General features: G+C 68.0%; 16 protein-coding genes and 1 pseudogene. 12 read left to right on the top strand and 5 right to left on the bottom strand.

Annotated features, from left to right (window positions below):
- From P1L40_RS20610 to P1L40_RS20570, 9 genes are all read left to right on the top strand, one after another.
- Entirely contained in the window at positions 1–468 is a 468-nt protein-coding gene (locus tag P1L40_RS20610; protein ID WP_284011262.1) for a transthyretin-like family protein, read from the top strand.
- Positions 469–470: 2 nt separating this feature from the next.
- A complete protein-coding gene (locus P1L40_RS20605; RefSeq protein ID WP_284011261.1) occupies positions 471–1,325 on the top strand; it encodes an SDR family NAD(P)-dependent oxidoreductase in 855 nt (284 codons plus the stop codon).
- A gap of 41 nt (positions 1,326–1,366) precedes the next feature.
- Entirely contained in the window at positions 1,367–2,011 is a 645-nt protein-coding gene (locus tag P1L40_RS20600) for a hypothetical protein (protein ID WP_284011260.1), read from the top strand.
- A 2-nt stretch (positions 2,012–2,013) separates the two neighbouring features.
- On the top strand, positions 2,014–2,886 hold the full coding sequence (locus P1L40_RS20595) for a metallophosphoesterase family protein (RefSeq protein ID WP_284011259.1): 873 nt from the start codon (positions 2,014–2,016) through the stop codon (positions 2,884–2,886).
- Positions 2,887–2,913: 27 nt separating this feature from the next.
- Complete coding sequence (locus P1L40_RS20590) at positions 2,914–4,125, top strand: L-seryl-tRNA selenium transferase (protein ID WP_284011258.1); 1,212 nt, start codon at positions 2,914–2,916, stop codon at positions 4,123–4,125.
- A gap of 58 nt (positions 4,126–4,183) precedes the next feature.
- Entirely contained in the window at positions 4,184–5,179 is a 996-nt protein-coding gene (locus P1L40_RS20585) for a CapA family protein (RefSeq protein ID WP_284011257.1), read from the top strand.
- A gap of 96 nt (positions 5,180–5,275) precedes the next feature.
- On the top strand, positions 5,276–5,590 hold the full coding sequence (locus P1L40_RS20580; RefSeq protein ID WP_284011256.1) for a hypothetical protein: 315 nt from the start codon (positions 5,276–5,278) through the stop codon (positions 5,588–5,590).
- A gap of 283 nt (positions 5,591–5,873) precedes the next feature.
- Positions 5,874–6,356 carry an ester cyclase gene (locus tag P1L40_RS20575; RefSeq protein ID WP_284011255.1) on the top strand — a complete coding sequence of 161 codons (483 nt, stop codon included), beginning with the start codon at positions 5,874–5,876 and terminating at the stop codon, positions 6,354–6,356.
- A 145-nt stretch (positions 6,357–6,501) separates the two neighbouring features.
- Entirely contained in the window at positions 6,502–6,948 is a 447-nt protein-coding gene (locus P1L40_RS20570; protein WP_284011254.1) for an Hsp20/alpha crystallin family protein, read from the top strand.
- Positions 6,949–7,032: 84 nt separating this feature from the next.
- Here the strand turns inward: P1L40_RS20570 and P1L40_RS20565 are convergent, their stop codons facing one another.
- From P1L40_RS20565 to P1L40_RS20555, 3 genes are all read right to left on the bottom strand, one after another.
- A complete protein-coding gene (locus P1L40_RS20565; RefSeq protein WP_284011253.1) occupies positions 7,033–7,674 on the bottom strand; it encodes a dienelactone hydrolase family protein in 642 nt (213 codons plus the stop codon).
- Between the two features lie 78 nt (positions 7,675–7,752).
- Entirely contained in the window at positions 7,753–8,127 is a 375-nt protein-coding gene (locus P1L40_RS20560; protein WP_284011252.1) for an Hsp20/alpha crystallin family protein, read from the bottom strand.
- Between the two features lie 85 nt (positions 8,128–8,212).
- Positions 8,213–8,455: a hypothetical protein gene (locus tag P1L40_RS20555; protein ID WP_284011251.1), complete on the bottom strand. Its 243-nt coding sequence runs from the start codon at positions 8,453–8,455 to the stop codon at positions 8,213–8,215.
- A gap of 148 nt (positions 8,456–8,603) precedes the next feature.
- On the opposite strand from P1L40_RS20555, the pseudogene P1L40_RS20550 reads away from it, so the two are divergent.
- From P1L40_RS20550 to P1L40_RS20540, 3 genes and pseudogenes are all read left to right on the top strand, one after another.
- Positions 8,604–10,041, top strand: a pseudogene (locus P1L40_RS20550) (RtcB family protein).
- A gap of 285 nt (positions 10,042–10,326) precedes the next feature.
- A complete protein-coding gene (locus P1L40_RS20545) occupies positions 10,327–11,253 on the top strand; it encodes a hypothetical protein (RefSeq protein WP_284011250.1) in 927 nt (308 codons plus the stop codon).
- A 57-nt stretch (positions 11,254–11,310) separates the two neighbouring features.
- The gene (locus tag P1L40_RS20540; RefSeq protein WP_284011249.1) at positions 11,311–12,618 is read left to right on the top strand and encodes a cytochrome P450; all 1,308 of its coding nucleotides are present in this window, start codon (positions 11,311–11,313) and stop codon (positions 12,616–12,618) included.
- A 29-nt stretch (positions 12,619–12,647) separates the two neighbouring features.
- On the opposite strand, the gene P1L40_RS20535 is transcribed toward P1L40_RS20540, so the two are convergent.
- Positions 12,648–13,121, bottom strand: coding sequence for a metal-dependent hydrolase (locus tag P1L40_RS20535; RefSeq protein WP_284011248.1), 474 nt, complete (start codon positions 13,119–13,121; stop codon positions 12,648–12,650).
- 53 nt (positions 13,122–13,174) lie between these two features.
- Complete coding sequence (locus P1L40_RS20530) at positions 13,175–13,753, bottom strand: phosphatase PAP2 family protein (protein WP_284011247.1); 579 nt, start codon at positions 13,751–13,753, stop codon at positions 13,175–13,177.
- Positions 13,754–13,759: the final 6 nt, after the last annotated feature.

Genomic DNA, 13,759 nt, shown 5'->3' with positions numbered 1-13,759 from the left:
ATGCAGGATCGTCCACTCCGCCGACTCGTCGCGTACGTCGTCGAACCGGTCGCCCAGTTGGCGCTGCTCGTCCGCGAGGGACTCAGTCTCCGGACGCTGCTGCTCAACCGCTTTACCGTCGTCGTCCTGGTCATCCTCGCCGCCTCGGCCGGTGCGACGGCCTACATGGCAGAAAACGACGGGAACCGGCTCACGGGGACCGTCGTCACCGCCGACGGGACGCCGGTCGCGAACGCCACCGTCCTCGTCAACGTCGTCGGCATCGAGAACGTCATCAACCGGAACGAGACGGTCACCGACGGGGACGGGCAGTTCGGGATCGAAGAGTACTCCGGCAGCGGGAGCGCGGCCGGCATGGAACTGCGGATCCGCGTCACCACCGAGGACGGCACGCAGTCGCCGACCTACTTCCGGCACGCGTACTTCCCCGATCAGACGATGCACGTCCGCCTGGTCCTCGACCGATAACCATGCCTGCCGATACCTACGCCGTCCCGGATCGGCTGGACGGCCACACGGCGATCGTCACGGGCGGGGGCGGGACGATCGGAACGGGGACGGCGGTCCGGTTCGCCCGGGAAGGCGCGAACGTCGTCGTCGCACAGCGGTCGAAGCCGTCGGCACGGCGAGTCGTCGACCGGATCGAGGAGATCGGTGGTGCGGCGGTGTTCGTCCGGACCGATCTGACCGACGCCGACGACATCGAGACGCTGGTCGAGCGGACCGTCGCGGAGTTCGGGAGCGTCGACATCGTCGTCAACAACGCGGCCGACCTGACCGTCGAGTGGGCCGCGGAGATGGAGCGGGCGACCTTCGAATCCGTCCTCGCGACGAACCTCACCGGTCCGTTCCAGCTCGCCCGTGACGCGTACCCACACATGCGCGAGAGCGGCTACGGGCGGGTGCTCAACGTCGGTGCGATCCAGAGCCGCTCGCCCCTCCCGGGAGCGGCCGCCTACGCCGCCTCCAAGGCGGGGCTGGACGGGCTCACGCGGAGTCTGGCCAGCGAGTGGTCGGCCGCGCCCGGCGCCGACATCACGGTCAACACCGCGATGGTCGGCCCGATCCACCAGGCCGCCGTCGACGCCCACCCCGACCTCCCGATCGAGGAAGCAGTCGACCAGGTCCCACCGGAGGTCGACGACCGCGCCGCGACGCTCGTCGGTCGCTGGGGACGGGCCAGCGACGTAGCTGCGTTGCTCGCCTTCCTCGCGTCCCCCGAGGCCGGGTTCGTCACCGGTGCGGTGATCCCGTGTGACGGCGGTCGGCTGGTGAGCCGGAAAGGAAAGGCCGTCGACCAGGCCGACCGCATCGAGGACGATTGATCGCCGCAGACCGAACCAACACGACCGATGCAACACAGAATATGACAGACGGAGACGACAACAGCGAAGACGGCGCGCCCGGGACAGACAGCGCCGAACGGGAGAGCGGACGGCCACGGCTCCGCGGCGGGAGTCGGGCAGTCGAGCAACGCCGGGACACCAATCGGATGCTCGCTCGCCGGTCCCCGGTCGAACACAGCGATTCGGCGCTCGTCTCCCGGGACTACCAGCCCCGCGTCGGCGGGCCGGAACTGCTCGCGTCGTGGCCGCTGGGTCCACCGCCCGCACAGGCCGCTCCCGACGACGACGCATGGCGGATCACGGAATCAGAGCCCATCACCCTCCAGCGGAACTACCTCCCAGTGGCCTACGTCGCCCCGATCGGCTGTAGCATCGCCTATCTGAACGTCTGTGGGCGAGCGTGGACTGGCTCGGCGGGCGCCGAGTTGACACTGGAACTGACGACCGACCACGTCCAGCGCAGCGGAGAGCCCTACGAGACGAGCGTCGAGATTTCCGGCGAAGACGCTGACTACGTCCTCGCGCCGATGGTCGAGTTCGCGCCCGACACCGGCGACTACGAGCCCGACGGGTGCGTCGTCGCGGGCTACGAACTCCGGGCGAGCGTCTCGGGCGGCATCGGGTTCGTCGACCAGGGGACGGCCGTCCACCTCTGGAGCGAGTGACGATGCGCCGGACCATCGGCCTGCTGTACGACCCACACATCGTCGCCGGCGGCCGCGACGGCTACGACGGCGTGCCGACCGTCGAGGCGGCCATCGACAGGCTGAACGAGGTCCCCGTCGACTGGACGGTCGTGGGCGGGGACCTCCGGCATCTGCTGGGGGCCGCAAACGAGCACAACGACGGCCGGACCGACTGGGGCGGGTGGCACGGCGATCCGGACAACTACTTCTATCGCCGGGACTTCGGGAGAGCGAAGCGGCTGTTCGACGAGCGCCTCGACGGCGACTACGTCGTCGCCCGCGGGAACAACGACCGACCGCTGGACGTGTACCGGGAGTACTTCCCGGCCGAGGCGTTCCCGCAGTGGGGGTGGTTCGTCGAGGACGGCGCACGCTACGTCGTCCTCGATACGAACCCACACCCCGGCCATCACGCGCTGCGGGACCAGCAGAACTTCGTCTCCGCCCCGCAGATCTCGATGCTCGAACGGCTGATGGACACCGATCCGGAGATCCCGACGTTCGTCTTCCTCCACGCACCGGTCGCGAAACACCAGGGGATCGACGACTGGGAGACGGGTCACACCGCCGCGTACAAACTCACGCTCAACTACCCGACTGTCCAGCGGGTGCTCGCCCGGGGGAACACGGTGTTCGTCAACAGCGGTCACTACTGGCCGGACAACGGCCGTAGCGTCGAGGTCGTCGACGGCGTCCGCTACGTCCTCGCGCGCCACCTCGTCCACAACCGCGACCCGGACTACGGCGGTGACGTGCGGTGGCTGCGAGTCGACACCGACCGGAACGTCGCGACGGTCCACTACCACGACGTGGGGACGGGAACGGACGGCCGACTCGCCAGAACGGAGTGGTAAGCACCGTATACTCATACCTATCGACCCATGCCCGACCCGAACGACATCTACGAGACCCACGACGTACCGACCGTGATCAACGCCGTCGGTAACCACACCCGCGTGGGCGGCAGCCTGATCCGGCCGGCCGCCCGCGAAGCAATGGTCAAGGCCGCCGACGAGTTCGTCGAGATCGCCGACCTCCAGGCACGGGCCGCCGAGGTGATCGCCGACGTGACCGGCGCCGAGGCCGGCTACGTCACCAGCGGCGCCGCCTCGGGCCTCGCGCTGGCGACGGCGGCCTGCATCGCCGGCGACGACTTCGGCGTCATGGACCGACTTCCTGACACCAGGGGCGTCCCCAGCGAGGTCCTCGTTCCGGCCGCCCACCGGATCGAGTACGGCTTCGCGTTCCGGGTACCGGGCGCGACACTGCGATCTGTCGGCCTGATCGACAACCACACCGGAACCGAGCAACTCCAGCCGTGGGAACTGGCCGACGCAATCTCCGCCGACACCGCCGCGGTCGCGTACGTCGACCGCCCGCGAAACGACCTCTCGCTGTCGACCGTCGTCGGCGTCGCGTCCAGCCACGACGTGCCGGTGATCGTCGACGCGGCGGCGGAACTCCCGCCCCGGAGTAACCTGACGAAGTACGTCGACCAGGGCGCGACCGCCGTCGTCTTCAGCGGCGGGAAAGCGGTGCGTGGTCCGCAGTCGACGGGGATCGTCGCCGGCCGCGAGTGGCTGGTCCGCTCGGTCGCACTCCAGCACCTCCCCGTCGACACGCCCGCCCCGTTCTGGGACCCGCCCGAGGAACTGCTCTCGACCGAGTCACTTCCCGACGGGACGCCCAACCACGGGCTCGGCCGGGCGATGAAAGTCGGCAAGGAGGAACTGGCGGGGCTGATTCGGGCGCTGGAACTGTACTGCGACGAGGACGAGGCCGCGCTCGTCGCCGGCTGGCACGACCGGGCGACCCGACTGGCGACCGCGCTGTCAGCGGTCGGCGGGCTTGCCGTCACTGTCACCGACGACGACCGGTCGGACTGTCGCTCCCCCCCGACGGTCGTCGTCGAACCCGATCCGGACGGATCGACCAGTGCCACGCAACTCGTTCGACGGCTCCGGGACGAGCGACCGAAGGTGATCGTCGGCGAACGACACGTCGACGAGGGCCGGATCACCCTCGACCCCAGGTGTCTCCGGGACGAGCAGGTACCGGTCGTGGTCGAACGGATCCGTGAGGGTGTCGGCTGACGAGCGAGGCGCGGCCCGCGACACAGCTATTTGCCGCTGGCGGACGAACGCTGCGGACATGAGCGTCCGGATCGGGCTGACAGGGGACGTGATGCTGGGACGACTCGTCGACGAGCGCCAGCGCCAGCGGCCGGTGACGGCGGTCTGGGGCGACCTACTGGGCCGGTTGGCGTCGCTCGACGGACTGTTCGTCAACCTCGAATGCTGCCTCTCGACCCGTGGTCGCCCGTGGCGTCGGACCCCCCACGCGTTCCACTTCCGCGCCGATCCGGCGTGGGCGCTCCCCGCGCTCGAACGCGCCGGTGTCGACTGTTGTGCGCTGGCGAACAACCACGTGTTGGACTTCGAGGAGCCGGCGCTGCTGGACACGCTGGATTGGCTCACCGACAGCGGGATCGCCTACGCCGGCGCGGGCCGGACCCGGCACGCGGCCTTCCGGCCGACGACGGTCGCCGTGGACGGGGTGACCGTCGCGTTCGTCTCGCTGACCGACAACACGCCCGAATACGCCGCGACGGCGACGACGCCGGGGACCGCGCACGTCGAGATCGACACGGCCAGTGACCAGACGCGAGCGGCCGTGGCCGAGACCCTCGCCCGGGCGCAGGCCACCGATCCCGACCTGCTGATCGCCTCGCTGCACTGGGGGCCGAACATGGTCGAGAAGCCACCCCCGGCCCACCGGGCGTTCGCGCGCTGGCTCGTCGACGCCGGCGTCGACATCGTCCACGGCCACAGCGCGCACGTCTTCCAGGGAATCGAGGTGTACGATGGGCGGCCGATCCTCTACGACACCGGCGACTTCGTCGACGACTACGCGGTCGATGGCCGACTCCGCAACGACCGAAGCTTCCTGTTCGAAGTCGGCGTCTCTGACGCGGGGACCCCCCGTGAACTCCGGCTCTCACCGACCGAGATCCGCGACTGCGCCGTCCACGCTGCCGATCCCGTGACGGTCCAGTGGTCCCGTGAGCGGATGGAATCGCTCTCGGCCCCGTTCGGGACGGCCTTCGAGCGGGACGGACCGGGACTCGTTGTCGGTCTCGGTCAGTGAGATGGCGAGCGAGCCCCGTTCAGGCCGGGACAGGCGTCCCTCGGCGGAACTGCCACTCGCCGAAAGAGCGATTAGGGACCGCCGAGAAGCACAGGTATGCACACGGCTCACTGGGAGAGCCTGGGCGGTACGCAACTGCGCTACCGCGACCAGACGTGGGAACTGACCGGCGATATCGAGGCGCGTGAAACCGGCGAGACGCTCGCGGTCGAAGCGAGACAGGTCGACGACGTGCGCCACGAGACCGCGACGCTGTACTTCGATCTCCAGGGGTCCACGGAGTCGCTCAATCCGGGCAACCTCGGGGCGCACTTCGATAGGTTCGAACGGGACGGTGACGACCACTACATCGTGGTCACGAAAGAACAGCGCCGGTATCGGTACAAGCTCCACCGGCTCGAACCGCACTAAGTGCGCTAAGCAGCGCTGAACCGACAGTGTGTCGAGCTTACTCGACAATAACGAATGTACTCTCGTTATTCGATTAGCACCCGCTTATCGGCCGTCGCGACGGGACCGGCCCGGATAACTGACGGTTACCGGTCTGGACTGGCTCGTCAGCGTCCGCTCCGTCGCTCAACTCCGTCCAGTCGGAACCCACCCCCGGGTTCAGGTGTGGATTCTATACGGCACGGCCCCCTATCCGCGTGTCGGGTCCCGACAGCGCGTGCCCGAAAGAACGGAGTGACACCGTATGGATCAATCGTCACAGACAGCGCAGTATCGACAGTTTCCACAGCAGTGGGCCGAGGAGGTCCACGGGAAGCACAACCTCGATTTCATCGACGACTACCACGCGCCGGATTGGGTCGGCCACATCGACGGCGAGGACCTGACCAACAGCGAGTACAAGCAGATGCAGCGACAGCTCGTCGAGGGGATTCCAGCCGCCGAGTTTACCTTCGAACCGGTCGTCGTCGAAGGCAACATGGTCGCCGGCCACTGGGTGATGGCTGGGGATCACACCGGGGAGTTCCTCGGTGTCAAACCGACCGGACGGACGCTGCGAGTCACCGGGACGTACGTCGTCCGCTACGGCGAGGACGGAACCGCAAAGGAGACGTGGGGGACAGTCGATCGATTCGGGATGCTCCAACAACTCGGGATCGCGCCGACGGAGTTTACCGGCCGCGAGCTCCTTCGGACGGCCGTCAACATCGTTCGCGCCGGCGTATAGCCGAGCGGCTACCGTCGCCGGCTCAATGTGGGATCTGACATCTCTTCAGTGGCCGGCGCGAATCGACACCGAGCGCCCTGTCGGTGGTTCGGACCGTATAATTATTTGTACTGGGAGGCGAACTGTCGTGTTGGAGGCCCAACCAATGAGTACGTCCACCAATCCCTTTCAGGAGTTGGAACAGTTGTTCGAACGGATGAACCGACAGTTCGAGGAGTCCTCGCGCTCGTGGGGAGCGGATAGTCCGCTCACCCGCTGGACACGGGGGTTCGAGGAGATGGCCGTCGATCTCATCGAACACGACGAGGAGTTCGTCGTGACCGTCGACCTGCCCGGGTACGAGCGCGACGAGGTGACCATCGAGGTGACGGACCACACCCTCCGGATCGAGGCCGAACACGAGGAGGAAGCGGCGGAGGAAGGAGAGAACTACCTCCGCCAGGAGCGTCACCACGAGTCGATGCACCGATCGATCCGGCTCCCCGACGAGGTCGACAAGGAGAACGTGAGCGCCCGGATGAAAAACGGCGTTCTGAGTGTCACACTCCCCAAACTCGAAGTCGAAGAGGCACGCCGAATCGAGATCGAATAGCTATCACCCCGCGCCCGATCCACGGACCACACCGGGGAATGGGACCGGTTCGGGCACCCGCTTGGGGTCCCTGCCGTCGGCGCCTCAGGAGAGGAACCGCTCGAACCAGTCGGCCGCGAGGCCGGCGACCGCCTCCAGTTCTCCCGGTCCCTCGAAGAGGTGCTGGGCGCCCTCGATCACCGCGAGGTCCTTCTGACACGTGAGGCGGGCGAAGGCCTCGCGGTTGCGTTCCAGGACACCGGTGTCCGCGCCGCCGACGACGAACAGCGTCGGCGCCGTCACCGCCGGGAGCTGCTCGGCCGCGAGATCGACCCGGCCGCCCCGCGAGACGACGGCGTCGATGTCGTCACCCCGACGGGCGGCAGCCCGGAGCGCGGCCGCGGCTCCGGTGCTCGACCCGAAGTATCCGAGCTGCAGCGACGCAGTCAGCTCGCGCTCGCGGAGCCAGTCGGTCGCCGCGAGCAGTCGCTCGGTCAGGAGGTCGACATCGAACCGCGTCTCGCGCGATCGGTCTTCCGCTTCGGTGAGCAGATCGAACAGCAACGTCCCGAGGTCGTGTTCGCCGAGCATCTCTGCCACGTACGTGTTTCGCGGGCTGTGTCGGCTGCTGCCGCTCCCGTGGGCGAACACGACGAGGCCACGCCCCGCCGCGGGCACGACGAGTTCGCCCTCGAGACGGGCGTCCCCGGCCGGGATCGAAACCGTACGGTCGGTCTGGTCGGCCATACACGGAGCTACGGGACGCCACGTATTAAACACTCCACAGGGACGCGCCGGCCCGGCGGTGCCTCGATCGGGGCCGGTTCACTCGATATCGACGCGTCTGGGTCGCTCTCGCTTCCGGAGCGTTACCTGCAGGACGCCGTCGACGTACGCGCCGGCGACGCGTGCCTCGTCGACCCGGTCGGGGAGGCGGATGACGCGCTGGTGTTCCCCCCGGCGGCGCTCTCGCCGTCGGTACGGCCCGGCATCGTCGTCGCCGAAATCCGCGACGATGCGGAGTCTGTCTTTGCGGACGCTGATGTCGATGTCCTGTTTCCGGAGTCCCGGGAGGTCCGCCGAGACGACGAACTCCCCGCCGTGATCCTCGACATCGACCGGGAACGGGACGGGTCGCCCCGCTGCTCGCTGGGTCCGGCCGTCGATACGTTCCGGTGTTGGACTGGGTTGTGCTGGCATACGCCGTCGTTCGAACCCACGCGACGAAGGGGGTTAAAACCGGGCGTCGCAGCGAGGGGCATACCTGGCCCCGCAGGATCGATCGCTACTCCGCCGGCGTCTCCCGTTGGGCTTCGTCTTCGACGGCGTCCTCTTCTGGAGCTTCCTCCTCTGCTTCCTCTTCTGGGGCCTCCTCTGCTTCCTCCTCTACTTCCTCTTCTGGGGCCTCCTCTTCCGGAGGTTCCTCGTCGGCCCCCTCGTGGGCGAGTTCCTCGGCGAGTTCCTGTTTCCGCTGGGCCTTCTCTTCGTCGAGCCCTTTCTTGTCACGGCCTTCTCTGGTATCGGCCATGCCTCCGGATAGGGCCGTCTCGCACATTACCGTTCGTATCGATTGGTTGCCAACTTGCGTCGGGTGGCCGGACGGCGCGACGGTGGGACCGAGCCAGGGACCACCTGTACTTACGGTTCGTGACAACGTAGCACACGATACGGCACTCATGACCGACCAGATCGAACTCACAGAGGTTGCACCGAACGTCTACGAGGTCCCGCGAGCGGGCGAGATGCGTGTCCCGCTGCGGGTGTACGGCTCGGAGTCGCTCATCGAGGAGATGCGAGCCGAGGGCGATCTGACCCTGAGCCAGGGCCGCAACGTCGCGACACTCCCCGGCATCCGGAAGTTCGCCATCGTCCTGCCCGACGGGCACCAGGGGTACGGGTTCCCCATCGGTGGCGTCGCGGCCGTCGACACGGAAACGGGGGTGGTCAGCCCGGGCGGCATCGGGTTTCGACATCAACTGCGGCGTCCGGCTGTTGCGAACCCCGCTGACCGTCGCCGACGTGCGGGGGCGTGAACAGGAACTCGTCGACGCGCTCTACCGGACGATCCCGTGCGGGCTCGGCAAGGGCGGCTACCTCGACACCGACGCCGACGACCTCCGTGGCATCCTCGATCGCGGGCTCGCGTGGATGCACGACAACGGCCACGCGACCGCAGCGGACATCGAGCACTGCGAGGAGGGCGGGCGACTCGACGGTACTCCGGCGGCGGTACCCGAGACGGCGCGGGAGCGCGGGCACAACCAGGTCGGCTCGCTGGGGTCGGGGAACCACTTCCTCGAAGTCCAGCGCGTCGCCGAGGTGTACGACAGCGAGCGGGCCGGAGCCTTCGGGCTCCGGGAGGACCAGGTCGTCGTGATGATCCACTCGGGCTCGCGCGGCCTGGGTCACCAGACCTGCACCGAGTACATCCGCCGCTTCGAGCGGGCCTTCCCCGACATCGCGGACTCGCTGCCGGACCGACAGCTCATCTACGCGCCCCTGTCCGACTCCGTCGCCCAGCGCTACCGGGGCGCGATGTACGCCGCCGCGAACTTCGCGTGGGCGAACCGACAGGCGATGACCCAGGGCGTCCGCGAGGTGTTCGCGGACCTGTTCGACTGTACCGCCGTGGAACTGGTCTACGACGTGTGTCACAACGTCGCCAAGGAGGAGCGCCACCGCGTCGACGGCGGGGACGAGACGGTGCTGGTCCACCGCAAGGGCGCGACGAGGGCCTTCCCGGCCGGTCGTCCCGAAGTCCCGGCCGCGTATCGGGACGTGGGCCAACCCGTCTTCATCCCGGGGAGCATGGGCACCTCGTCGTACGTCCTCTGTGGCGGCGAACGGTCGCTCGACCTGACGTTCGGCTCGACCGCTCACGGGGCCGGTCGAGTCATGTCACGCACCCAGGCCAAAAAAGAGTACACAGCGAACGAACTCCAGCGGACCCTCCGCGAGCAGGGAATCTACGTCCGGGCGCGGTCGGGCGGGACGCTCACCGAGGAGGCACCGGGCGCGTACAAGGACATCGACGAGGTGATCCGCGTCAGCGACGCGCTCGACATCGGGACGAGAGTCGCCCGGACGCGGCCGGTCGCCAACATCAAGGGCTGAGAGAGCACGGCGCCGACACGATGGTCCGGTCCGGGGACCGTCGTTTCAGATCGGTGGAGGGGGATTGTATCTGCCTCCATATCTTCCGTTTTTGTCTTCTTATTTCTTTTTCGAGTGTTATTTATCACTGCTTAAAATTTTTGAGGGCCAGAAAAGTCTTTTCACACTCATATTCCCACATACAGATATATGACAGTCGTTTCTATCGACATATCTGGACGTTTCATGCGGCCGAGTCGCCGGAATTTATATACCGCGCGGGACATCTCCGATCGAGTTCTAACGATGAACGGCCCTCCACACGACTGGTCCCGCCGAGGGGTACTTCGGGCGGTCGGAGCGACGAGCGTCGGTGCCGTCGCCGGCTGTGTGACCGACGAGTCTCGATCGGCCGGATGTACGTCCCGGGCGGAACTGTCCCTGCGCAGAGCGAGGTCTGCGCACATCTCGAACGAGTTCAGCACGCCGCTCGACGGGACTGGACACGCGACCCGGACAGCCGTCGCCGACGCGATCGCGGCCGACGACGGCGAGGCGACCGCCCGTGGATACTACTCCCCCGCGCCGCCGACGGAGTTCGTCGTCACGGGTCCGGAGCCACACTATTACCGGGTCGAGACGGCGACCGGCGAGGCGGTGTCGGTGCGTGCCCCGGCGTACCAGGTGACCATCGATGTCGACGAATCGGCAGTCGAAGACGGGACACCGATCCGGTCGTTCGAGAAGCTCCCGCCACAGGATCGGGCGTCGCTCCGGAGCGCGATCGGGAACCCGACGCTGCTCCACGCACCACACTACACCTCGTTTGCGGTCGTGTTCGCGTACGAGCGGGCGGAACAGCGCCGGCGGTCCGTGTTCGTCCCGGGAGAGAGCGACCGGTATCTGGAGTGGGACGGGGTCCTGCTCCGACTGTCGTTCGAGGCCCGACGGTCGGTCGACGTGACGAGTACCACCGTGTCTGCTGAGCGCGTCGCGACCTCGCGCGACGGGTTCGTCGAGGTCGTCGGGGCCGAGCGCGGCGTCGTTCTGGACTCGCTGACGGATCGGCAGCGGGAGATCGTCGCCGAAGCGACCGAGGGCACCTACGGCGAGTGTGAGCCGTATTCGGGCGCGTACAGCGACCTGCAGGGACGGCTCGCCCCGCTCGCTGCCGACAGGGTGGGACTGGCTCGGTACGATAGGGAGTGGTACTTCGTCGACTACACCGGGTGAGACCCAGGGTTGTCACGACGAGTACGCTGATAAGTCCCGGCGTGTTGTGCCCACGTGATGCAGCGTGAGACTGCACCGCCGTCACCGCCGTCGTTCCCGGTCGTCGGCCACGCGCCGTCGTTCGCCAGGGACCCGTTCGGGTTCGTCAGCGACGCGGTCGAGTCGGTCGGTGACCGGTTCGTCATGGACTTGTGCGGTCGTGACATCTACGTCCTCGCCGGCCCGTCGGACATCGAGACGGCGCTGCTGGATCGGGAGTCGTTCGCGAAACTGGACGACTTTCGGATCGCCTTCGGCGACGCCCTGCTGTCGGTAGAGGGCGAGCAGTGGCAGCGACAGCGGCACGCGATGGAGGAGTTTTTCAGCCCGCGGCGGATCCGCGACCACGCCGAGACGATCCGGACAGTGACCGAGCGCCAGGTCGAGGGCTGGGAAGCGGGCGAACGGCTCGAACTCGATCGGGAGATGCGCCAGCTAGCGCTGCGGAACCTCTTCGAGGTAGTCCTGGGACAGTCGCTGTCCGCCGAGGAGTTCGACGACCTCGCCGAGTCGGCCCACGCACTCAATCTCTGGTTCAAACCGACCTCGTGGGCGCTCCCGCAGTGGGTCCCGACGCCGGCCCGGTACCGGTTCCGGCGGGGGGCCGCGGAGCTTCGGGAGTGGGCCGAGTCGCTGCTCGCCGACGCCGGGTCCGATCCGGCCGAGGACAGCCTCCTCTCGGCACTGGTGAGTCTGCGCGACGATCCCTCGTCGGCGTTCGATCGCGAGGAGATCATAGATCAGGTCGTGGGCATGTTGTTCGCCGGCCACGAGACGACCGCGCTGGCGATGACCTACGCGCTCCACCAGCTCGGTCGCAACCCCGAGCCCGCCGAGCGGGTGGCAGCCGAGATCGACGCGATCGGGGCGGAGCCGTCGCTGGCGGAGATACGGGACCTGGCGTCGCTGGACGCCGTAGTCGACGAGACGCTCCGGCTGTTTCCCCCGGTCCATGGCATCCCGCGAGTGACGACCACAGACGTGACCGTGGGCGAGCACACGATTCCAGCGGACAGCGAGGTCCTGCTCGCGGTCTGGAACATGCACCGTGACGGCCGGTTCTACGACGACCCGGCGCAGTTCCGCCCGGACCGCTGGGCCGACACGACGCCCAGAGAGCGGGGCTACGAGTACGTCCCCTTCGGAGCCGGTCCGCGAATCTGTATCGGCCGCCACTTCGCACGCCTGGAGATGAAGCTCGCGCTGGTGACGGTCCTGGCCCGGTATCGGATCGAGGCGCCCGAGCCGGTGAGCGTCTCGCCACAGATGACAGCACAGCCCAGCGGTCCCGTTCCGGTCGTCCTCAGACGACGCGACGGATCGTAGCCACGGCCTGCCGGCGCCGGGTCGTGCCCTCAGTCCCCGCGCGTGACAGTCTCGCGCCGCGTTCGGACTTCGGAGACGACGATAGCCACGACGCCGATCCAGAGGAGACATTCGAGGAAGAACGACGGTGACCAGAGGTAGTAGAAGAAGAAATCGCCGGGCGGGATCGCCAGCGGATCCGGCGGGGTCACGAGCGGCCAGGCCAGAAACAGCGCGTCGCCGGGTCGGCCGTTGATCACGATGTGGAGGGCGTCGAGGAACAGGTGCGAGGCCCACCCGACGGCGACCGCCGTCCCTCGCAGTCCGGTGGCGGCGACGGCGACAGCGAGGGGAGCGAGCAGCGCGGTGTGGCCGACAGAGTGAAAGAGGTCGACGACGCCGACAGTCGCCAGGGGTTTGTCGACGAGGTCGGGCAGCGCCGCACCGGCGACCAGCCACAGCGGCGCCAGCCGTGACCACCGGCCGAGGAGGGCGGCTGCGGCGAGATGCGTCACGAACAGCACACGCTATCGGACGGTGCACGCGCACTTGAGTGTGCCCGTGGTAGCGGCCGGCATCACCGACGACGGCCGAGGGAGAGCAGGCCGGTCCCGTCGAGAGCGGGCCAGCCGTCTCGGTCGAGCGCCCGCGTCGCGGCCAGGAACGCGCCGACGCCGATCACGACGCCGACGACGGTGTCGCTCAGGTAGTGGGTTCCGAGATAGATCCGGGAGAACGCGACGAGCGCGGCGAGGCCGGCGACGACACCGCCCGGGAGCCGTGTCGACTCCCGAGCGACGAGCGCGTAGACCGTCACCGCGGCCGCGTGGCCGGAGGGAAACGAGTGTGGTGCGACGCCGGTTCCGTCGGTGAGACAGACCGGCTGGGGCGGGAACGGGCGCTGGACGAGCGCCATCAGAGACACGACCACGACCCCCGAGCAGAGCATCGCTATCGCCCCGACTCGCAGTTCTCGGCGCCAGCCCGCGACGTGACAGAGCCCGAGGAAGACGACGACCGCCGACGCCGATCCGAGCCCGGTGACGGAGGTCATGAGCTTCGTCACCACCGGATGACGGATCGCGAGCACCAGGTCGACCATCGCCGCGTCGAGCGCGAGGATCCGTGTGAGCAGCGTCGAGAGCGCGCTACTCATCGGCTC

The organism is Haloarcula pelagica (assembly GCF_030127105.1).
Taxonomy (GTDB): Archaea; Halobacteriota; Halobacteria; order Halobacteriales; family Haloarculaceae; genus Haloarcula; species Haloarcula pelagica.
This window is presented reverse-complemented; position numbering and strand designations above follow the sequence as displayed.